Raw genomic sequence first — 22287 nt, 5'->3', positions numbered from 1 at the left:
TCAAACGTGGAGTGTCGCTCTTATCAACCTAACCAATAAAAAAACAACGTTTTAAATCTTTATGTATTTCTCATAAGATTTTGTGTCAATTCGGGCTTTTAAATCATGTAATAAATTGTAAAGGCCAAAGAAGGTTCTGTTGATGTATAAAAAATGTTTTGAACCTCTATTTCCATTCATTTTTCTGAGTTGGGTGTCTTTAGAAAAATCTTCTCCCATTTGGGCAATCTTACCAAAGAATTCCTCGTCGGAAAAATCAAAATAATCACCATGAAAGGGTTTGGTAAACAAACTCAGTAAATCATGAAATATTTTAGTAAAATATTCTATTTCTTGCTTACTGTCATCATGACGCAATATTTCTAACTCATATAATTTTTCGTTGAATAATTTCGGATTGTCTATAACCTCAGGCATCGCCAATTCAAAATAGGGAACATAAAACTCTTCCGGAACGTGTTTGATGCAACCAAAATCTATTGCAACCAATTTACCATCAGCATCTATTAAAAAATTTCCAGGATGCGGATCGGCATGTACTTGTTTCAAATGGTGCATTTGGTACATGTAAAAGTCCCATAACGCTTGTCCGATTCTATCCCCTTTTGCCCTGTCTTCATTGTGTGAAGTAAATTCTGAAAGATGTTCACCATCAATCCATTCCATCGTTAAAATTTTTTCAGAAGAGAACTCAGAATAATACTTTGGAAAACGCAAATGCTCTATCTTACTGCACCAATCCGAAACTTCAATGCTCTGCTTCAATTCTAAAATATAATCCGTTTCTTCAAGCAGTTTATTTTCTACTTCTTGAAAATATTTATCAGAATCTTTTCCTTTAATATTGAACATTCTAACAGCAAATGGTTTAACCAAAGCCAAATCTGAACTTATACTATCCGCCACTCCTGGATATTGGATTTTCACAGCAAGTTTTTCCCCATCTTTAGTTGCTTTGTGTACCTGACCGATACTCGCAGCATTCATAGCATCCGGAGTGAAGGAATCGTATATGTCCTCGGGATATTTCCCTAAATATTTTTTAAATGTCTTTCTAACCAATGGCGCCGATAAAGGCGGAACCGAAAATTGTGACAAGGAAAACTTATCTACATACGCTTGCGGCATAATGCTTTTGTCCATACTCAACATTTGGGCAACTTTCAAAGCACTGCCTTTGAGGTTTTTTAATCCGTCATAAATGTCCTCTGCGTTGTTTTCATTCAATTTGTCACGGTTCAACGTGGGATTTACTATTTTTTCACCATAATATGCGACATAGTTACCTCCTACTTTTATTCCCGTTTTAACCAATTGGCTGGCACGTTCAATTTTCCCGGTTGGAATTTTATCTAATGTTTTCATTTATTGCATTTTTTCTTTCCAAAGAAATTTGCCTAAATCAAACAAACTTTCTAAAGGTTTTGTGTCTAATAAATCAACTACGGTATTCACAGATTTTTCAATCAATACATCTGTTTTCTCAAAACTTTTAGAGGTATCATCCATCCAAAATTTCAGTATGAATAAGAACTGAAGCCAAGCACCTTCAGAGAAAACAGGTTCGGTTACTTTCGCCACTTTCCCGAATTGCTCTGAGGGTTTTGACTTCACTACATCTACGATATATTCTTTAAAATGGTTTCTGAAAAGCTTTAAATTTTTAAGGTTTTTTAAACCCTCTTTATTTTCCTTTAGTGAAAAAAGAACATAACTTCTGTTCAGTGTTAGTATTTCAAACAACGTGAAATAAAGTGTCAACAATTTATTTTTATCGGAATAACTTTCAAAGGCTGACTCCTTTTCAATGGTGGCTGTAGCATTTTCAAAAAACTTTACCCAAATGGTTTGCTTTACAGTTTCCAACGAAGCAAAGAATGCATAAAAATCACTTTCAGCTATTTCATGCTTCTTACAAAACATAAATGCATTCTTGGGTTCCTCATTGGATTCCAAAACATCATTCATATACATTTCAATAATACGATTGTCATCGATAATGTTTTTGTTTGTTTTAGCGCGTTTCGTTGTGGCCATACTATAATTTTTAAAGGATATGTAAATTTACAATCGTTTAATCATTTTAAAAAATAATTAAACAAAAAATTTTGTTAAATGTTGTTCAAAATAAATGAAAATAAAAAAAGCGTTCATTGGGTAATGAACGCTTTTCGTATGTATAAGAAAATAAATTATTATTTTCCGGCCTCTTTTTGAGCTTCCTGAATCATTTTTTCGTTGGCGGTAATAGCAAACTCAACACGACGGTTTTGACTTCTTCCTTCCGGAGTATCGTTAGTTGCTATAGGATCTGCAATTCCCAAACCTGTAGTTACAAATCTTGTAGAAGACAAACCTTTTCCAGTCAAATAAGATCTTACCGAAGCAGCTCTCTGGTCAGATAACGTTAAATTGTATTCCGGACTTCCAGTACTATCAGTGTAACCATAAATCTGAATGTTGGTATCCGGATACTGATTGAAAACAGGAACCAATTTATCCAAGTTGGCTTTAGCTGTGGCAGTTAAAGTTGATTTATTAGTGTCAAAACGCACTGCATTTTCCCCTAAAACCAATCGAATACCTTCACCTACTCTTTCCACTTGTGCACCAGGTAAAGCAGTTTCAATTTCTCTAGCCTGTTTGTCCATTTTGTTACCAATAACACCTCCAGCAACACCTCCAATTATTCCACCAAGAACAGCGCCCAAAGCACCTTTTCCACCTTTTCCGATATTGTTTCCTAAAACGCCGCCTAAAACAGCACCACCTACTGCACCAATCGCTACGCCACGTTGTGAATTACTGGTATTTTTTACAGCTTCACAACTGGTAAAGACCGTTGACAAAACCATTAAACTTCCTAATAAAATTGCGCTATATTTTTTCATTTTTCTTTTAATTTAATTTTTCAAATTGGTATACTACATCCGTTAAAGTTCCGCCTACATTGATTTTGTCAATCAACTGAAAAGAACTGCCAGTTTGATTGGCTACTCTCAAGACATAACCTGTTTTAACTGTCTTTGCTTTAGATTCGTCCAAGATTTTCAAGACAAATTCGCCTTCTTTGTTAATAAACCACGAAATTGGTGTAGAATAAGCTGTACAACTTGGGCTGTTTAAAGCCATATTCCCTTTGTTACTCATAGAAACAAATTTCCATGTACTTCCAACAAAACACTTGGAATCTGCAAGGTCAAACGAGGTAACTTTAATTACTTCCGAACCGGGGTAATAAACCGAAGAAACTTTCCATTCTCCTTTAATTGCCATCTGAGAATTTGAGTCAATCTTGGTGCTGGTAGCCGAATTCGATTTGCAAGATAAAATCAAAACAGATAATAAACTCAGTAAAATAATTTTTTTCATCCTAATTATATATTTATATTTTGTTAAGCAAATATACGGGCATTTTTGATTAAATCTTTACATAATCTCGCCAAAAACTTGTAGAATTGTTACTACGTCAATTTGTCATAGACAACACAATTGGTATTAGTTTTGACTATCCAATGTCAAATTGTTTAACATAAAAAATAATCATATGACAACAGGAAAAATTAATGTATCAGTAGAAAACATCTTTCCGCTAATCAAGAAGTTTTTATACAGCGACCACGAAATTTTCTTGCGTGAATTAGTATCCAATGCAACGGATGCAACCTTAAAATTAAAACATTTAACTAGTATTGGCGAAGCCAAAATAGACTATGGCAATCCAATCATTGAAGTAAAAATCGACAAGGAAGGCAAAAAACTACACTTAATTGACCAAGGTCTTGGAATGACTGCTGAAGAAGTCGAAAAATACATCAACCAAGTGGCTTTTTCCGGAGCGGAAGAGTTTTTGGAAAAATACAAAGACTCTGCCAAAGATTCAGGCATTATTGGTCACTTCGGATTAGGTTTCTATTCTGCCTTTATGGTAGCCGAAAAAGTAGAAATCATCACCAAGTCATTTAAAGACGAACCGGCAGCACATTGGACTTGTGATGGCAGTCCGGAATTTACATTAGAACCACATGACAAAACCGACAGAGGAACCGAAATCATCTTACACATTGCTGAAGATTCTTTAGAGTTTTTAGAAGAATACCGAATTCGTGAGTTGTTGACCAAATACAATAAATTCATGCCTGTGCCAATTAAATTTGGTACCAGAAAAGAAAAAATCGAACAGAAAAAAGGAGAATCAGTTGCTGAAGAAGATAAAGACAACATTTTTACAGAAGTTGAAGTTGACAACATCATCAACAATCCGAATCCGGCGTGGACAAAGCAACCTGTAGATTTGACCGACGAAGATTATAAAAATTTCTACCGCGAATTGTACCCAATGCAGTTTGAAGAACCATTGTTCAATATTCACTTGAATGTGGATTATCCGTTTAACTTAACGGGGATTTTGTATTTCCCGAAAATGTCAGCCGATTTGCAATTACAGAAAGATAAAATCCAATTGTACCAAAATCAGGTTTATGTAACAGACAACGTTGAAGGAATTGTTCCTGAGTTTTTAGGTATGCTGAAAGGCGTAATCGATTCTCCGGACATTCCGTTGAATGTGTCACGTTCTTATTTGCAAGCCGATGGAAATGTGAAGAAAATTTCGAATTATATCACGCGTAAAGTCGCTGACAAATTGAAATCGTTATTCAACGAAAACCGCGAAGACTTCGAGCAAAAATGGAATGACATCAAAATCGTTTTGGAATATGGTATGTTATCGGAACCAAAATTTTATGAAAAAGCCGGTGATTTTGTTTTGTATCCAACAGTAGATAACAAATATTACACTTTAGCCGAATTGAAAGAAGCCATTGCTACGAACCAAACCGACAAAAACGGAAAATTAGTGGTATTGTATACTTCAAACAAAGAAGGACAGCACAGTTACATTGAAATCGCAAAAGAAAAAGGTTATGAAGTTGTCTTATTAGATTCGCCAATCGTTTCGCATTTGATTCAGAAATTAGAAAGCGATAATGAGAACCTGACTTTTGTTCGAGTAGATTCTGACCATATTGACAAATTAATTCAAAAAGAGGACACTCAAATTTCAAAATTGTCAGAGGAAGAATCAACCCAATTGAAAACAGTTTTGGAAGAAATTGTACCAAAAGCTAACTATTCGGTACAATTGGAACCAATGGAAAGTGGTGCAGCACCATTTATCATCACCCAACCGGAATTCATGCGAAGAATGAAAGAAATGAGTCAAACCGGTGGCGGCGGTATGTTCGGTATGGGGAATTTCCCTGAGATGTATAATTTGGTAGTGAACACCAACTCTAATTTGGCCACAACCATTTTAAACACACCGGATAAGTCAGCTCAAGAAAGCTTAGTCAAACAAGCTTTAGACTTAGCCAAGATTTCTCAAGGATTATTAAAAGGCGAAGAATTAACTGCTTTTGTTAAGAGAAGTTTTGAGTTAATCAAGTAATTAGGCATTAGCCAAAAAGCAATAGTAAAAAAAACCTGTGAGTGAAAATTTGCAGGTTTTTTTATTAGAATTAATTGTCGAACTTCGTAATTCTTAATTCGTTCATCAAATGACACTTTCCATAGAAACTCCGGCGCTTTTATTTTCAGCAACTTCTTTGATATTATTAGCTTACACCAACAGGTTTTTGACGATTGCACAAATCGTACGCAGTTTAAAAAAACATTATGATGAAGTACACACCAAAAGCATATTGCTGCAAATTAGAAACCTCAACTTGAGACTTTCCTTGATTCGCTATATGCAACTTTTTGGAGTTTTGTGTTTGTTTCTTTCCGTGTTTGCGATGTTGTGTTTATTTGTAGAATGGCAAACCTCCGGAATTTACCTTTTTGCTGCGAGTTTGTTGTGTTTGCTCACTTCCTTAGCAATATCATTTTGGGAAATTAGTATATCGGTAACCGCTCTTAGACTTCATTTGAGTGATTTGGAGGAAGAGAGTAAAAAATAAAACCGCTACAAGTCGTAACGGTTTCATCTTACTACTTAATATTTTCGTCTTAATACTATTTACTCAAATACATTTTTCTTCTCGAGTACAATTCGTAGAACTGGTCATCTTTCAAATCATCTATGAATAAGATGCTTTCTCCTGTTGATTTCATTTCCGGTCCGAGTGCTTTGTTCACATTCGGGAATTTGCTGAAAGAGAATACCGGTTGCTTAATCGCATAACCTTTTAGTTGTGGGTTGAAGGTAAAATCGGTTACTTTATTTTCGCCTAACATTACTTTCGTGGCATAATTTACATACGGTTCACCATACGCTTTCGCAATAAATGGAACGGTACGCGACGCTCTCGGATTGGCTTCTATGATGTAAACGATATCGTCTTTAATAGCAAACTGGATATTGATTAAACCTACGGTTCTTAAAGCTAAAGCAATTTTCTTCGTATGGTCTTTGATTTGTTGCATTACAAATTCGCCTAAGTTAAACGGTGGCAAAGTCGCATTCGAATCGCCCGAGTGCACACCACAAGGTTCGATGTGTTCCATGATTCCGATGATGTATACGTTTTCACCGTCGCAAATAGCATCCGCTTCTGCCTCGATTGCACCATCTAAATAATGGTCTAAAAGCAATTTGTTCCCCGGAATGTTTTTCAACAAGTCGATTACGTGTTCTTCTAATTCTTGCTTGTTGATTACGATTTTCATGCCTTGTCCACCTAATACATAAGAAGGACGAACCAATAGCGGAAAATCCAAAACATCTGCTAAAGCCGAGGCTTGATCAGCATTTTCAGCAATTCCGAATTGTGGGAATGGAATTTTTAAATCGGTTAACAAGTCGGAGAAACGACCTCTGTCTTCGGCTAAATCCAATGCATCGAAAGAAGTTCCTAATATTTTGATGCCGTAACGGTCTAATTTTTCAGCCAATTTTAATGCGGTTTGTCCGCCTAACTGAACGATTACGCCTTCCGGTTTTTCGTGTCGAATGATATCGTAAATGTGTTCCCAAAATACCGGTTCAAAGTATAATTTATCTGCCGTATCAAAATCGGTTGAAACTGTTTCCGGATTACAATTGATCATGATGGTTTCATAGCCACACTCTTTGGCGGCTAAAACCCCGTGAACACAAGAATAATCAAACTCAATTCCTTGTCCGATACGGTTTGGTCCCGAACCTAAAACCACGACTTTCTTTTTCGGAGTAACGATACTTTCGTTGTGAACGTATCTTTCTCCGTTAGCCGTTTGAATTTCGGCTTCGAATGTTGAGTAATAATATGGTGTTAAAGCTTTAAATTCGGCCGCACAAGTGTCAACCAATTTGTAAACTCTTTTTACATTCATTTCGTCGCGCAACTTGTAGACCTGACTTTCTAAACAACCCATCATGTGGGCTATTTGTCTATCTCCGTAACCTTTTTGTTTGGCTTCGAGTAATAATTCTTTGGGTAAAGTGTCAACTTTGTAATTGGAGATTTCTCTTTCTAATAAGTACAACTCTTCGTATTGTTTCAAGAACCACATATCTATTTTAGTGATTTCGTGGATTCTGCTCAATGGAATTCCCATAGCAATCGCATCGTAAATCACGAAAACTCGGTCCCAACTCGCGAAAGTCAGTTTCTCGATAATTTGCTCGTAGTTTTTATAGCCTTTTCCGTCAGCTCCGATTCCGTTTCGCTTAATCTCTAAAGACTGAGTCGCTTTATGCAGGGCTTCTTGGAACGAACGTCCGATGCCCATTACTTCTCCAACCGATTTCATTTGCAATCCTAACGTTCGGTCTGAACCTTCAAATTTGTCGAAATTCCAACGCGGGATTTTTACGATTACGTAATCTAAGGTTGGTTCAAATAAGGCCGAAGTGGATTTGGTGATTTGGTTTTGTAATTCGTTTAGGTTGTATCCTAAAGCTAGTTTGGTTGCAATTTTCGCAATCGGATAACCCGTTGCTTTTGACGCTAAAGCGGAAGAACGAGAAACACGTGGATTGATTTCAATCGCCACAATGTCTTCTTTTTCATCCGGTGAAACGGCAAATTGCACGTTACAACCTCCGGCAAAATTCCCGATAGAGCGCATCATCAGAATTGCCATATCACGCATTTTTTGGAATGTTGTATCGGATAAAGTCATGGCCGGAGCAACGGTGATAGAATCTCCCGTATGGATTCCCATTGGGTCCATATTTTCGATGGAACAGATTATTACTACGTTGTCATTTTGATCGCGTAATAATTCTAATTCGTATTCTTTCCAGCCTAGTAAAGCCTTATCAATTAAGACTTCGTGTATAGGTGACGCTTCTAAACCACGGGTTAATAAGTCGTCAAAATCTTCTTTTTTGTGTACGAATGCCGCTCCGGTTCCACCCAAAGTAAACGATGGACGAATTACTAGTGGAAAGCCAAATTCCTGGGCAATTTCCTTTCCTTTTAAGAAAGAGGTTGCGGTTTTCGCCGGTGCAGTTGGCACGCCTATTCTTTCCAATAATTGTTTGAATTGCTCTCTGTCCTCGGTAATGTTGATGGCATTGATATCAACCCCGATTAATCTTACTCCGAAATCTTGCCAAATGCCTTTTTCATCAGCTTCTAAACAAAGATTCAAAGCGGTTTGTCCACCCATGGTTGGTAATACCGCATCAATTTGCGGATGTTCTTTTAGGATTTGGATGATTGATTTGGTGGTTAAAGGCAAAAGGTAAACATGATCAGCCATGCTTGGATCTGTCATAATCGTGGCCGGATTGGAATTGATTAAGATGACTTCGATTCCTTCTTCTCTGAGTGAACGTGCAGATTGAGAACCGGCGTAATCAAATTCGCAGGCTTGTCCGATAACAATAGGTCCTGAACCAATAATTAAAACCGATTTGATGGAGTTGTCTTTAGGCATTGTAGTTAGATTTTTAGACTTCTTAGATTTTTAGATCGTTAGACTTCTTAGAATTAGTTAGTTGTTTTGTTATGCATGGCTCTTGCCCCGATTGCAACGGAAATCCTTTTTAATTTGCTTTAAAATTAAAAAGATTGGAGTGTAAAGCGGGAAATAGCTCCTAAAAATTATCAATATTTATGAACAGGTTTAAAAAAAAGCCGCTACTAATAAAAGTAACGGCTTGATATTGATTAGTAGCTAATCATTATTTTTTGTGTCTTGGTTCAGAAGATACAGTCAACTTATGTCTTCCTTTTGCTCTACGACGCGCAAGGACTTTTCTTCCATTTGCAGAAGCCATTCTGTCCATAAATCCGTGTTTATTTCTTCTTTTTCTTTTCGATGGTTGAAACGTTCTTTTGCTCATTGCTCTGTATCTTTAAAATCTTGTTTAATTTCTATGGTATACGGCTGTTTTAAAACCGAGTGCAAATATACAAACCTTTTTTTTTCCGACAAGCACTTTTTTAAAAATATTTTTAATTCATTTTATTACCTTTGTGCCACTAAAAAACACAAAAACATGTTTCACAGATTTATTAAATTAATCCTAGCGGCATTGATGGTCGTAGCAGGTATTTGGCAATTTACGGAAGGGAATATTGGAAACGGTATTTTCTTGATTTTATTGACAGCCATTCCTATCTTTTTATATTACAAAAACGAATTTATCTTATTGGCTTTCTTAAAGTTGAGAAAGCAGGATTTTGCCGGTGCTAAAGTTTGGTTGGACAAAATCAAAAATCCGGAAACGGCTTTGGTAAGAAAACAACAAGGATATTATAATTACCTTCACGGATTGATGACGTCTCAAACCAATTTGCACCAATCGGAGAAATTTTTCAAAAAAGCGATTGAATTAGGATTGAGTATGGACATGGATTTGGCGGTGGCCAAATTAAACTTAGCCGGAATCGCCATGTCAAGAAGACGAAAATTGGAAGCTACTGCTTTGTTAAACGAAGCAAAAAAATTAGACAAACAAAACATGCTGAATGATCAGATTAAGATGATGAAAGAGCAGATGAAGAAAATTTAGTTAGACTTCTTAGACTGGCTTAGAATCTAAAAATAAAAAACCTCCTTCATTTTTGAAGGAGGTTTTTTATTTTTAGATTCTAAGTAGTCTAACTTTCTAATAATCTGAGCAGTCTGAATTAATATCCTGCTAAAGGAATTTCTATCTCGTATCTTTTCTTATTTGGATTGACCAATTTCTTATCTCTCAACCAAGGATTGTGGATTTTAAGAATTTTATAATTAATCCCTTGAGATTTTGCGAAACCGGTTAAATCGTTTATCGTACTGTCGACTTCGATTTTTTTGGTCGGAATTGGCGCATATAAATCACTTGAGAAAATACTGAAACCGTATTTTGCGGGTTGTTTCATGATTTCTTTTAAGGCCAAGATTCTGAAGACATAACGTGATGTTTCCTCTGTTAAAGCCAAATCATAATAGTTACTGACTTTTTGTTCGTCAATTTTTTTGGTAATCCCATTCATGCCACCGTTATAGGAAGCGGCAGCTAATGTCCAAGAACCAAATTTATCTTTAGCACTTAACAAATAACGACAGGCAGCTTCTGTAGATTTTTCCAAATGGTATCTTTCATCTACGATGTCGTTGACTTCCATTCCTTTTTCTTTGGCGGTTTCGGGCATGAATTGCCAAACACCACGAGCGCCGGCTGACGAAACTGCGTTGACCAATCCACTTTCGATGACGGCTAAATATTTAAAATCATCGGGAACACCATATTTGGCTAAAATAGGTTCGATGATAGGAAAAGCACGGTTGGCTCTTTTGATAATCAACGCTGTGGTAGCGTCAAGATTAGCATTGATGAGTAATTCTCTGTCTAAACGTTCCCGGACATCAGTGATTTGGAGTGGTGCTTTTTCACCGGCAAAATCAACTTCTGTCGGGAAATACATCGCAGTGCCTTCGCGCAACAGTTTATCTTTATTGTCGCCTGAAATTCCAAAAACAAGAATTCCGGAAAGCATTACAATAGTCACTACGGATAATAGGGCTTTATTCGTTTTCATAATATCATAGATTAACGTTGCAAAACTACAACTTTATATTGTAAAGCTACAAAATTTGAGCCGTTAGGCCTTTTCTTCTAACAAAATTTTAGGCAAATTTTCATTTAGCCATTTGTATTTACTCAAAATCATAATATGAGTTCCACCTTTAACAGGGATGAATTTTTTGATGTTTTTGGGTGGAAAAACCTCGTCGGCGTCGCCATGAATATGGATGATTTCTTCGTCGATTTCTATACGGTTCCAATTGATAATTTGTTCTATTGCCCAATCTAAATAACGTTTGTCACGAACAGCCAAAAACTTTTCATACAAAGCTAATCTTTGTTTGACTATTGAAGAACCAAAGGAAAACTTGACCAACATTTCAATATTTTCAAATAATGTGGTGGGAATAAGTTTGTAGGCTTTAGTGGTTTTAGCCAATTTAAATCGCCTAGGGAATTCTGTATTCGATTTTACACTCGAAATAATGATGACTTTCTTCGGATTGAGAAATTGCTTCATCTCTTGCACTAAAATGCCTCCAAAGGAAACACCAATCAAAATTGGATTCTCGTGTGTTACTTTTTTGGCAATTCTTTGAGCATAAGCAACTAGAGTTTCTCCGACATTTGGAATCTCCCATTCGAGCAAATGCATTTCAAAAGTGTCTTCGGGCAATTGGATTCTTTCAAAAATCGTCGGACTGGCTGCCATACCCGGCATGAAGTAAACATGGATTTTAGACATTATATAACTGTAAACTCGTTAATTATTAGTAAATTTGCATAAAAATAATCCTTTTATTTCACTTGATTATGAACACAACATTAATTTCAGAAAAAATGGAAATTAAAGACAACACCTTTGCTCGACAGTTTGAAACTTTGGTGGATGGCAAATTGATTTCTGTTGAATATTCTTTCCAAGAAAAAAAAATATTCCTGACTAGAATTAATACTTTTGACGGCTTTAATGATGAGGAGTTTATTAGTGAATTGCTAAAAAACATCATGGAAATCGCTTATGAACGCAAACTAAAAGTGGTTCCGATTTTACCCAAAATCGCGCTTTTCTTTAGAAAGAATACAACCTACAGAGATTTATTGCCACCGGGAATCAAAATCTAACAGAGCATAACTTAAAAATAAAAGTCGTCTTGAGAAATCAGGACGACTTTTTTTTATAGATTTTATTTATATTTAACGAATGAACACTAAAGACTTCCAACAAGAGATTATTGCTTTCTTCGAAAACATTGATAAATATTATGGTTCTAAAACAGAAATCACTGAAGGTTTGTGTACTGATATGAAAAATCTGGATGCTAATTTGACGACTTGGAACTTATCCGAGTTTGACTTAATTCGTTCTGCTTACAGAAAAACAGGTGAAAAACTAATGATGGAAGGCCGCAATATGTATTACGAAATTTCAGCTGACAGAATCATTGGGTTTGAACAAACAGGCAGGCATAAATTTGAATTTATTGAGCTTTATGGAAATTCCGTTTTCAGAATCACTAAAATCAGATTTCATTATAAATATTAAGCTTCTATATTCAGAAATTCTAGCCTCACACTACCATCTTCATCAATTCTTGATAAGTTGATTTCGTGTAAAGTATTGACCAATTCAGGATTCCAAGGGGTTTTTACTTTGACGTAATTTTCGGTAAAGCCGTGAATGTAACCTTCTTTATTTTCGCTTTCGAATAAAACCGTTCTGTTGGTTCCGATTTGGCTTTCATAAAAAGCACGGCGTTTTTTCACCGACAAACCTCGAAGCATTTTACTTCTTTTGGCGCGCACATTGGCAGGCACTACACCATCCATTTCGGCCGCTTCAGTATTGTCTCTTTCGGAATAGGTAAAGACATGCAAATAGGAAATATCCAATTCGTTTAAGAAATTATAAGTTTCCAAGAAATGCTCATCAGTTTCACCCGGAAAACCAACGATTACGTCCACACCAATACAAGCATGCGGCATCACTTCACGGATTTTGGAAACTCTTTCAGAATAAACTTCGCGCAAATAACGGCGTTTCATTTTCTTTAAAACATCGTTGCTTCCGGACTGTAATGGAATATGAAAATGAGGAACAAATGTTCGGCTTTGAGAGACAAATTCGATAGTTTCGTTTTTTAATAAATTTGGTTCAATCGAAGAAATACGCAATCTTTCAATGCCTTCTACTTCATCTAAAGCTTTTACTAAATCTAAAAATGTATGTTCGTGTTTTTTATTTCCAAACTCACCTTTACCATAATCCCCAATGTTCACACCGGTCAAAACGATTTCTTTGATGCCTTGCTGCGAAATTTCGAAGGCATTTTTCAACACATTATCTAAAGCATCACTTCGAGAAATTCCACGCGCTAAAGGAATCGTGCAATAAGTACATTTATAATCACAACCGTCTTGCACTTTTAAGAAAGCACGCGTTCTGTCGCCTATAGAATAACTACCAACATAAAAATCGGCTTCTTCGATTTCGCACGAATGCACTTCGCCCATATCATTTTTGGACAAATCATTGATATAATCGGTGATTTTGAATTTTTCTGTCGCGCCCAAAACCAAATCCACGCCATCAACTGCCGCCAATTCTTCCGGTTTTAATTGTGCATAACAACCCACGGCTGCAACGAACGCTTTATCGTTGAGCTTCATGGCTTTTTTAACTACTTGTTTGAATTGTTTATCGGCGTTTTCAGTAACCGAACAAGTATTAATCACATAGATATCGGCTACTTCTTCAAAATCGACGCGATCAAATCCTTCGTCTTGGAAGTTTCTCGCGATGGTAGAGGTTTCGGAGAAATTTAATTTGCACCCTAAAGTATAAAAGGCGACTTTTTTTCTGTTTTCCATAAGCTGTCTCAATTGATGAAATCGTTGTCAAAAAATTGAGTGCGCAAATTTAAGGAGAATAAATGGAAATAAAAAAGCCATAACTACATTCGCAATTATGGCTATCTCTTGAAATTGAGCAATTTACTCTTTTCTGTATTTTTTAGTTTCCTCAAAAACGTGTTCCAAAATTTTCGCGTCTTCTTCGGTGAATTCCACTTGGCGTCTTGCCATCACTATTTTAGCGGTTTGAAAAGCTTTGGAGGTCAAATAAGTTGTGAATCCTGATGCGCCACCCCAAGAAAAACTCGGCACAAAATTACGTGGAAAACCTGAGCCGAAAATATTAGCCGAAACGCCAACCACTGTTCCGGTATTGAACATGGTATTGATGCCACATTTACTATGATCGCCCATCATTAAGCCGCAAAATTGCAAACCGGTTCGGGCAAAACCTTCTGTTTCGTAGCTCCACAAACGCACTTCTTCGTAGTTGTTTTTTAGGTTAGAATTGTTACTATCGGCGCCGATATTACACCATTCACCCAAAACAGCATTGCCTAAAAATCCATCGTGACCTTTATTAGAATACCCCATCAAAACCGAATTACTCACTTCGCCGCCAATGACAGAATGTGGTCCAACGGTTGTCGCGCCATATACTTTGGAAGCCAGTTTCACTCTACCCGATTCGCACAAAGCAAAAGGGCCGCGAATGACTGAACCTTCCATAATTTCAGCATTTTTTCCGATATAAATTGGTCCGGTTGAGGCGTTTAAAGTAACGAATTCCAGCTTTGCGCCTTCTTCGATAAAGATATTTTCGGGTGAAATGACGTTGACACTTTTCGGTATCGGTTGGGAATGTCTGCCTTCGGTGATTAATTCGAAATCTTCTCGAATGGCCGCATCATTTTTGGCAAAAATATCCCAAGTATGTTCAATTTTCAACCCATCTTCATTGTATTCGATGATTTCATACGAATCAAAATCGACTTCTTCCTGCGTATCATTGGTAAAAAATGCTACGACTTCTTCGCCTTGAAAAATGGCTTGGTTTTTTTCCAAACTCTTAATCGTTTCCGCCAAAACATCATTGGGCAAAAAAGAGGCGTTAATCATTACGTTTTCTTCCATTTCTACCATTGGAAACTTTTCAGAAAGGTATTCTTCGGTTAACGTTGTCGTGGTGTAACCCAAATGTTTCTCCCATTTTTCACGTATGGTTAAAATCCCGACACGAATATCGGCCACCGGTCGTGTAAAAGTAAAAGGCAATAAGGCATTGCGAACAGTTCCGTCAAAAAGTATGTAGTTCATGTTGTTTGTTATCAGTTGTGAGTCCAAAGTTACAAAAGTTTACCGCATAAAAAAACCACTCACTTTCGTGAATGGTCTTAATAAAATTTGAACTCTAATCCCGAAGGTTCGGGACTATTTAGCGTGTTTCGCGTATTTAGTTTTAAATTTATCAATACGTCCTGCAGTATCGATAAGTTTAGATTTACCGGTATAAAAAGGGTGAGAAGTTCTAGAAATCTCCATTTTGAAAACTGGATATTCAACACCTTCGTGCATGATAGTTTCTTTAGTTTCTACTGTTGATTTAGTGATAAAAACATCATCGTTTGACATGTCTTTAAAAGCAACTAATCTGTAATTTTCCGGGTGGATTCCTTTTTTCATGATAAATCTTTTTATGGTTTTGAGGTAGTTCGTTTTGAAGCTTTCACTTTGAAAGGTGTAAACTGGCTACAACTTTTAATAATTTCTTTTTTAAATTGAGAGTGCAAAAATACAACTTTTTTACAAAAATCAAAGCGAACTGTAACTTTTTTTAATTGTTTTAAACTTACTGGTAAGTAATTGTGGAATTACTATATTTGTTAATTAATTAAAACCTAAAAACCATGAATGAAATTATTAAGAAAAACGGCGTTACCTTTGGAATAATCCTGGGACTTTTTTCGGTTCTTTTTACAACAGCAATTTATGTGACTGACCTACAACTATTTACTAGTTGGTGGATTGGCTTGGCTTCTTTTGCTATAGCAATAGCTATTGGAGTTGTCTTGGTTTCTAAAACCAAAAAACAAATGGGAACGATGACCTTTAAAGAAGGTTTCACGGTATATTTTATTGCTGCCTTAATTGGTTCATTCATTTCTCAGCTTTATAATTATATCTTATTTAATTTTATTGATGTTCAAGCCAAAGAAACTATCAAGGAAATTACAATGAAGTATACCTCTGATATGTTGGAAAAATTTGGAACGCCTGCTGCTGCCATTAATGATACCATGCAAAAAATGGCGGAGACTGACAATTATTCTATTGGAAATATCCTTTTCGGATTAGCTATTGCTCTAGTATTTCAAGCCATTTTCGGTCTAATTTTAGCCGCCATTTTCAAATCAAAATCGAATCAAGGATTATAGATGAATCTATCCATAATAATTCCGCTTCTTAACGAGCAGGAATCTTTACCCGAATTGCACCAATGGATTGTCAAAGTCATGACAACCCACAATTATTCTTATGAAGTTATTTTCATCGATGACGGTAGTACCGATGACTCTTGGGGAATAATTGAAAATCTTTCCAAAGAAAACCCTAATGTAAAAGGCATTCGATTTCTCAGAAATTTTGGAAAATCACAAGCGTTACATGCCGGTTTTGCCAAAGCCAAAGGCGATGTTGTCATCACGATGGACGCCGATTTACAAGACAGTCCGGATGAAATTCCGGGTTTATACAATATGGTGATGAATCAAAATTTCGATTTGGTTTCCGGCTGGAAAAAGAAACGTTATGATTCGGTCGTAGCCAAAAATTTACCTTCTAAATTGTTCAATTGGGCAGCGAGAAAAACTTCAGGCGTTCATTTGAATGACTTTAACTGTGGATTGAAAGCCTACAAAAATGTAGTGATTAAAAATATAGAAGTTTCAGGAGAAATGCACCGCTATATACCGGTTTTGGCCAAAAATGCCGGTTTCGGAAAAATAGGCGAAAAAGTAGTGATTCACCAAGCTCGTAAATATGGCGAATCTAAATTTGGCATGAGCCGATTTATCAATGGTTTTTTGGATTTGATTACCATTTGGTTTCTTTCCAAATACGGAAAACGGCCAATGCACTTATTTGGAGCACTTGGGGTTATTATGTTTATTATTGGTTTTATTTCTACTTTTTTAATCATAGGAATTAAACTGATGAAACTCTTTGTGTTTCACGAACCTACTATTTTAGTAGCTCAAAATCCTCTTTTCTATATTGCTTTAACTTCTATGATTATTGGTTCTCAATTGTTCTTAGCCGGGTTTTTAGGCGAAATTATTCTGCGAACTAAAAACAATGAAGAGCGTTATAAAATTTCAAGTGAAGTGAATCTGTAAAGATTTCAATTCAATTCAAAAACAATTACCATGCATATCGAACAACATATTTTAGACAAAGTAAACGAATGGTTGACCCCAACTTTTGACGTTGACACCCAAAACCAAATCAAAGAAATGATGACCACTTCTCCCAAAAACTTGGAGGAGAGTTTCTATAAAAACTTAGAATTCGGAACCGGTGGCATGCGAGGAATTATGGGCGTTGGCACCAATCGCATCAATAAATATACTTTGGGTAAAAACACACAAGGCATTTCCGATTATCTGAAAAAATCATTCCCAGGAGAAGCGTTGAAAGTTGTAATTGCTTATGATTGTCGTCACAACAGTGATACTCTTGGAAAAGTAGTTGCCGATGTTTTCTCGGCCAACGGCATCAAAGTGTATTTGTTTTCAGAAATGCGACCTACACCGGAATTGTCCTTTGCCTTAAAACATTTAAACTGTCATGCCGGAATTGTACTAACAGCTTCGCACAATCCGCCGGAATACAACGGTTACAAAGTGTATTGGCAAGATGGTGGCCAATTGGTTCCGCCACAAGATGAAGAAATTATTCAAGTTATTGAAGACTTAAAATACAGCGAAATCAAATTCGAAGCGAACAATAGTTTAATCGAATACATCGATACTGAGATTGACAATGCTTTTGTAGATTCAACTATTGCGAATGCTAGTTTTAATACTTCAGCAAATGCAAAAGCGAATTTAAAAATTGTTTATACTTCGCTTCACGGCACTTCCATCAAATCGGTACCAAGTGTTTTGGCGAAAGCCGGTTATACGGATGTGAATATCGTACCGGAACAAGCGGAACCGAATGGCGACTTTCCAACGGTAGTTTCTCCGAATCCGGAAGAACCGGAAGCCTTAACTATGGCTTTGGCTTTGGCTGAAAAATTACACGCCGATATCGTTTTTGGAACCGATCCTGACAGCGACCGTTTAGGAGTTGCCGTTAGAGATAACAATAATAAAATGATTCTCCTTAACGGAAATCAAACGATGGTTGTGATGACCAATTATTTATTGGAACAATGGAAAAAAGCGAACAGACTTAATGGCAAACAATTCATCGGTTCGACTATAGTATCAACGCCTATGATGTTGGAATTGGCTTCGGCTTATGGTGTGGAATGTAAAGTGGGTTTAACCGGTTTCAAATGGATTGCCAAGTTCATCAAAGATTTCCCTGAGTTGCAATTTATCGGCGGTGGCGAAGAAAGTTTTGGTTTCATGGTAGGTGATGCTGTTCGCGATAAAGATGCCGTTGGTGCCATTTTATTAATGTGTGAAATTGCAGCGCAGGCTAAAGAAAATAAGAGTTCCGTTCACCAATATTTACAACAAATGTATGTCGATTTTGGTTTCTACAAAGAATACCTGATTTCGATTACCAAAAAAGGAATCGAAGGTGCGAATGAAATCAAACAAATGATGATTGACATGCGCGACAATCCGGTGGCTGAAATCAACGGACAACGCGTGATTATGGTGGAAGATTATCTAAATTCGACGGCCAAAAATTTATTATCAGGTGAAACGGAAAACTTGACTATTCCAAAATCAGACGTGTTGATTTATTATTTAGAAGACGGTTCGAAAATTTGTGCGCGTCCGAGTGGAACTGAGCCAAAAATTAAGTTCTATTTCAGTGTCAATACCGCGATTGAAAACTTGGAAGAAATTCCGGCAGCTGAAGCTTATTTGGACCAAAAAATCACCACTATCATTTCAGAAATGCAGTTGAACTAATGAGTAGCATCAAAAAGATTTTCCCCTTTATTCGTCCGTATAAAAAGTATGTTTACTTAAACATTTTTTTTAATGTTTTCTACGCATTGTTTAGTGCTGTTTCTTTTGTGGCATTAATTCCGATGCTATCCGTACTTTTTAAAGAAGACAATAAAATTACGACCAAACCGGTTTTTGAAGGCATTGAACATTTTGGTGATTATGTGGAAAACATTATGGGTTATTACATTACTCATTTCAACGAAACCGAAGGTCCGCAATACACTTTATTAGTAATGATTACTTTGATAATTACCTTGTTTTTATTAAAAAACCTGTGTAATTATTGGGCGATGTATTTTATCACTTTCCTTAGAAATGGGGTTTTGAGAGACATTCGAAATGCGATGTACAAAAAATCGGTCGAATTGCCTATCTCCTATTTTTCAGAGAAGCGAAAAGGCGATGTAATTTCCAGAATGACTTCTGATGTGTTGGAAATTCAGCATTCTTTTCTGTCGGTTTTGGAATTGATTGTCCGCGAACCTTTGACCATCTTATTTACCATTGGCGCGATGTTTTTCATTAGCGTGAAACTAACGCTGTTTGTCTTTATATTTATACCAATATCAGGTTTTATCATTTCTAAAGTCGGCAAATCGCTTAAGAAAAAATCAGATAAAGCAGCCATTGAACAAGGGTATTTTTTATCGATTATAGAAGAAACACTTAGCGGATTAAAAGTCATCAAAGGCTTCAACAGCGAAAAAGTCTTTCAAGGCAAATTCACCAATTCAACCGATAGATTTTTTCATTTAAACAATAAAATCCTAAACCGTCAAAACCTTTCTTCTCCTTTGAGTGAATTCTTGGGAATCCTTATTATTGCAGTTCTTTTAGTGTATGGCGGAAGTATGGTTTTAGTAGAAGGCACGCTTTCCGGGGCTAAATTTATTGGCTATATGGGATTGGCTTATAACATTCTGACTCCGGCCAAAGCCATTTCAAAAGCCAGTTATGGTGTGAAAAAAGGAGAAGCGGCTGCGGAAAGAATCTTAGAAATATTGGAACAAGAAAATCCAATTCAAAGTAAAAAAGACGCTGTTCATAAATCAACTTTTGAATCCGGAATCACTTTAGAAAACATCAATTTCAGATACGAAGAAGAAAACGTCTTAAAAAACTTCTCTCTTACAGTTCCCAAAGGTAAAACTGTCGCTCTTGTCGGACAATCCGGTTCCGGAAAAAGTACCATTGCCAATTTGCTGACGCGTTTTTATGACGTAAACGAAGGCAAAATCATCATTGACAATGTCGACATCAAAGACATGGATTTACATTCACTTCGCGGATTAATGGGATTGGTTACACAAGATTCTATACTATTCAACGATACTATTAAAGCCAATATTGCTTTAGGAAAATTAGACGCTAGTGATGAAGAAATCATCGAAGCCTTGAAAATTGCCAATGCTTACGAATTCGTCAAAGATTTACCGGATGGCATTTATGCTAATGTTGGCGATAGTGGTAACAAACTTTCAGGCGGTCAAAAACAACGTTTGTCGATTGCACGTGCCGTTTTAAAAAATCCACCAATTATGATTTTGGATGAAGCGACTTCTGCTCTGGATACCGAAAGCGAAAGATTAGTCCAACAAGCCTTGGAAAACATGATGCAAAACCGAACTTCGGTTGTAATTGCGCATAGACTTTCAACAATTCAAAAAGCGGATATGATCGTGGTGATGCAAAAAGGAGAAATCGTTGAACAAGGAACACACGATGAACTTTTAGCCAAGAGTGGTACTTATTCCAAATTGGTAACCATGCAATCTTTTGAATAGATTATTAGATTGTTGGATTATTAAGAAATTAAGCTAATATATTTAGTTTTTAAATACTGTAATTCGTAATGTATGTAAAGAATCCAAATATCAAACTGCCTGAAGATCCTAACACGGTAGTTTGGAAGTATTTGGACTTGTCTAAATTTCTCGATTTACTGTTGTCCCGAAAGTTATTTATGTCGCGTTCAGATAAATTTGAAGACCAATACGAAGGCACTTTTAGTGAACCCACTTTTGAAGAAATCAAAAAGCTTTCCGAAAACAATCCGGAGTTTTTATCCTTTTACAAATCGCATCGTGAAAAAGTGGTCGTAAGCAGTTGGCACATCAACGAATACGAATCGTTTGCGATGTGGCAGATTTTCACCCAAAACAGTGAAGGTTTGGCGATTCAATCCACGATTGGCCGTTTGCAAAAAGCTTTGGAAGTTGAGAGAGACTTCAACCAATTCATAGGCGAAGTCAATTATATCGATTACAAAAAAGAGTACATTCCGTTTGACGATATGTTTTTTCCTTTTTTATTCAAGCGGAAAAGTTTTCAGTATGAAGGCGAAGTCAGAATCATAGCGGACTTATCGGACAAAGACATCAAAATCAATGACGGTTTAAAGATTGATGTTGATATTGATCAAATGATTGAAAAAATCTACATTCACCCCAAATCGGAGAACTGGTATAAAAAACTGGTCATCGAATTGGTTTCCAAATTAGGTTTCGATTTTGAAATTGAAAAATCCGACTTAGAGAGCGATATACTGATTTAGAATAGTTTAAAGCAAAGGTTTGATTTCAGTGGCTTTCCATTCTTTGTCTAAAAGATTAACGAAGTAATAATGGAGTGTGTCTTCTTTATCAAAAGCGCCATTTTTATTAGTATCTTCCATAGCTCTGAAATACAATCTGCTTCGGGATTCAATAATATTCCAATCAATCAATTCTTGAAAATCTGTCGAAATCTTAGTGAAGCTCTTTCCGGAAATATCACTCAAGTAAAGTGATTTAATATCACTGCTGTTTACTTTATTGTCTTTATTAGTATCCGAATCTGCCAAAGTAAAAACCATCAATTGCTTTTTAGTCTTAACAGCTATGTTTTTTAAATAAGTAGCGGTTTCAATCAAAACATTTTTTTCTGTCAACGCATAAATCGTGTCTTGTCCTATTTCCTGAAACTTCAAATTCTGCAAAAATCCTGTAATTTGGTATTCCCCATAATTGGAAACCGTGTAACCGGTGTTGGAATCATAAGAAGATTTTAAGCCTTTTTTGTCGCTGGACACCGTTCCGATTGGAAAAATTAAGTAATTGGTGCCATCCATGTTGATAGGCAAATCGGCGATTTCAATTTGTGTAGTGTCTTCCGGAACTTCGGTTTTTGCTTTTGAAGTGTCTTGGTAAATCACTTTGGGTTTGGGTGATTCTTCTTTTTTGCAACTTACTAAAGTTACCATCAAAATCAAGGAAATATAGAAAGTGAAATTTTTCATCTCAAAATAATTTG

The 22287-nt window shown here is 36.2% G+C and carries 22 protein-coding genes; 10 read left to right on the top strand and 12 right to left on the bottom strand.

The genetic code is table 11. The features are described 5' to 3' along the window. Nucleotides 1-51 precede the first annotated feature (51 nt). The 4 genes from ICG50_RS05490 to ICG50_RS05475 form a co-directional block, all read right to left on the bottom strand. Nucleotides 52-1365, bottom strand: a complete 1314-nt coding sequence (locus tag ICG50_RS05490; RefSeq protein WP_187659902.1) for an ABC1 kinase family protein — start codon at nt 1363-1365, stop codon at nt 52-54. Then, entirely contained in the window at nt 1366-2037 is a 672-nt protein-coding gene (locus ICG50_RS05485; protein WP_187659901.1) for a TetR family transcriptional regulator C-terminal domain-containing protein, read from the bottom strand. It abuts the gene before it with no gap. 158 nt (nt 2038-2195) lie between these two features. Next, nucleotides 2196-2891: a YiaD family glycine zipper/OmpA-like lipoprotein gene (locus ICG50_RS05480; protein ID WP_187659900.1), complete on the bottom strand. Its 696-nt coding sequence runs from the start codon at nt 2889-2891 to the stop codon at nt 2196-2198. 7 nt (nt 2892-2898) lie between these two features. Then, nucleotides 2899-3372 (bottom strand): lipocalin family protein, encoded by a 474-nt coding sequence (locus ICG50_RS05475; protein ID WP_187659899.1) that lies wholly within the window; start codon nt 3370-3372, stop codon nt 2899-2901. 175 nt (nt 3373-3547) lie between these two features. Between ICG50_RS05475 and htpG the strand changes: the two genes are divergently transcribed. Continuing rightward, complete coding sequence (gene htpG, locus ICG50_RS05470; protein WP_187659898.1) at nt 3548-5449, top strand: molecular chaperone HtpG; 1902 nt, start codon at nt 3548-3550, stop codon at nt 5447-5449. Between the two features lie 109 nt (nt 5450-5558). Continuing rightward, complete coding sequence (locus tag ICG50_RS05465) at nt 5559-5960, top strand: DUF2721 domain-containing protein (RefSeq protein ID WP_187659897.1); 402 nt, start codon at nt 5559-5561, stop codon at nt 5958-5960. A 55-nt stretch (nt 5961-6015) separates the two neighbouring features. Here the strand turns inward: ICG50_RS05465 and carB are convergent, their stop codons facing one another. Continuing rightward, on the bottom strand, nt 6016-8868 hold the full coding sequence (gene carB / locus ICG50_RS05460; RefSeq protein WP_187659896.1) for a carbamoyl-phosphate synthase large subunit: 2853 nt from the start codon (nt 8866-8868) through the stop codon (nt 6016-6018). 247 nt (nt 8869-9115) lie between these two features. Then, a complete protein-coding gene (rpmH, locus tag ICG50_RS05455) occupies nt 9116-9277 on the bottom strand; it encodes a 50S ribosomal protein L34 (protein ID WP_008464848.1) in 162 nt (53 codons plus the stop codon). A 156-nt stretch (nt 9278-9433) separates the two neighbouring features. On the opposite strand from rpmH, the gene ICG50_RS05450 reads away from it, so the two are divergent. Then, the gene (locus ICG50_RS05450; protein ID WP_187659895.1) at nt 9434-9949 is read left to right on the top strand and encodes a DUF2892 domain-containing protein; all 516 of its coding nucleotides are present in this window, start codon (nt 9434-9436) and stop codon (nt 9947-9949) included. Nucleotides 9950-10067: 118 nt separating this feature from the next. Here ICG50_RS05450 and ICG50_RS05445 read toward each other — a convergent pair whose 3' ends face one another. Beyond that, a complete protein-coding gene (locus tag ICG50_RS05445; protein ID WP_187659894.1) occupies nt 10068-10961 on the bottom strand; it encodes a lytic transglycosylase domain-containing protein in 894 nt (297 codons plus the stop codon). Between the two features lie 63 nt (nt 10962-11024). Next, a complete protein-coding gene (locus ICG50_RS05440) occupies nt 11025-11693 on the bottom strand; it encodes an alpha/beta hydrolase (protein ID WP_187659893.1) in 669 nt (222 codons plus the stop codon). 68 nt (nt 11694-11761) lie between these two features. Between ICG50_RS05440 and ICG50_RS05435 the strand changes: the two genes are divergently transcribed. After that, complete coding sequence (locus tag ICG50_RS05435; RefSeq protein WP_246448720.1) at nt 11762-12073, top strand: GNAT family N-acetyltransferase; 312 nt, start codon at nt 11762-11764, stop codon at nt 12071-12073. 79 nt (nt 12074-12152) lie between these two features. After that, entirely contained in the window at nt 12153-12494 is a 342-nt protein-coding gene (locus ICG50_RS05430; RefSeq protein ID WP_187659892.1) for a hypothetical protein, read from the top strand. On the opposite strand, the gene mtaB is transcribed toward ICG50_RS05430, so the two are convergent. From mtaB to ICG50_RS05415, 3 genes are all read right to left on the bottom strand, one after another. Beyond that, on the bottom strand, nt 12491-13819 hold the full coding sequence (mtaB, locus tag ICG50_RS05425) for a tRNA (N(6)-L-threonylcarbamoyladenosine(37)-C(2))-methylthiotransferase MtaB (RefSeq protein WP_187659891.1): 1329 nt from the start codon (nt 13817-13819) through the stop codon (nt 12491-12493). The genes ICG50_RS05430 and mtaB overlap by 4 nt on opposite strands. Nucleotides 13820-13942: 123 nt before the next feature. Continuing rightward, nucleotides 13943-15118 carry a GlmU family protein gene (locus tag ICG50_RS05420; protein ID WP_187659890.1) on the bottom strand — a complete coding sequence of 392 codons (1176 nt, stop codon included), beginning with the start codon at nt 15116-15118 and terminating at the stop codon, nt 13943-13945. Between the two features lie 114 nt (nt 15119-15232). Further along, nucleotides 15233-15484 (bottom strand): type B 50S ribosomal protein L31, encoded by a 252-nt coding sequence (locus ICG50_RS05415; protein WP_187659889.1) that lies wholly within the window; start codon nt 15482-15484, stop codon nt 15233-15235. 224 nt (nt 15485-15708) lie between these two features. Between ICG50_RS05415 and ICG50_RS05410 the strand changes: the two genes are divergently transcribed. From ICG50_RS05410 to ICG50_RS05390, 5 genes are all read left to right on the top strand, one after another. Beyond that, nucleotides 15709-16236 (top strand): DUF4199 domain-containing protein, encoded by a 528-nt coding sequence (locus tag ICG50_RS05410; RefSeq protein WP_187659888.1) that lies wholly within the window; start codon nt 15709-15711, stop codon nt 16234-16236. Continuing rightward, on the top strand, nt 16237-17196 hold the full coding sequence (locus ICG50_RS05405; RefSeq protein WP_187659887.1) for a glycosyltransferase family 2 protein: 960 nt from the start codon (nt 16237-16239) through the stop codon (nt 17194-17196). It begins immediately after the preceding gene. 30 nt (nt 17197-17226) lie between these two features. Beyond that, nucleotides 17227-18954, top strand: coding sequence for a phospho-sugar mutase (locus ICG50_RS05400; RefSeq protein ID WP_187659886.1), 1728 nt, complete (start codon nt 17227-17229; stop codon nt 18952-18954). Next, nucleotides 18954-20780, top strand: a complete 1827-nt coding sequence (locus ICG50_RS05395) for an ABC transporter ATP-binding protein (RefSeq protein WP_187659885.1) — start codon at nt 18954-18956, stop codon at nt 20778-20780. Before ICG50_RS05400 ends, ICG50_RS05395 begins: the two co-directional genes overlap by 1 nt. Before the next feature lie 68 nt (nt 20781-20848). Then, nucleotides 20849-21550 carry a hypothetical protein gene (locus tag ICG50_RS05390; protein ID WP_187659884.1) on the top strand — a complete coding sequence of 234 codons (702 nt, stop codon included), beginning with the start codon at nt 20849-20851 and terminating at the stop codon, nt 21548-21550. A 6-nt stretch (nt 21551-21556) separates the two neighbouring features. Here the strand turns inward: ICG50_RS05390 and ICG50_RS05385 are convergent, their stop codons facing one another. Beyond that, the gene (locus ICG50_RS05385) at nt 21557-22273 is read right to left on the bottom strand and encodes a hypothetical protein (protein WP_187659883.1); all 717 of its coding nucleotides are present in this window, start codon (nt 22271-22273) and stop codon (nt 21557-21559) included. Nucleotides 22274-22287: the final 14 nt, after the last annotated feature.

The sequence above is a fragment of the Flavobacterium buctense genome (assembly GCF_014486695.1).
Lineage (GTDB): Bacteria > Bacteroidota > Bacteroidia > Flavobacteriales > Flavobacteriaceae > Flavobacterium > Flavobacterium buctense.
The sequence above is the reverse complement of the archived record's forward strand: the minus strand, read 5'-3'. Positions and strand labels throughout refer to the sequence as shown.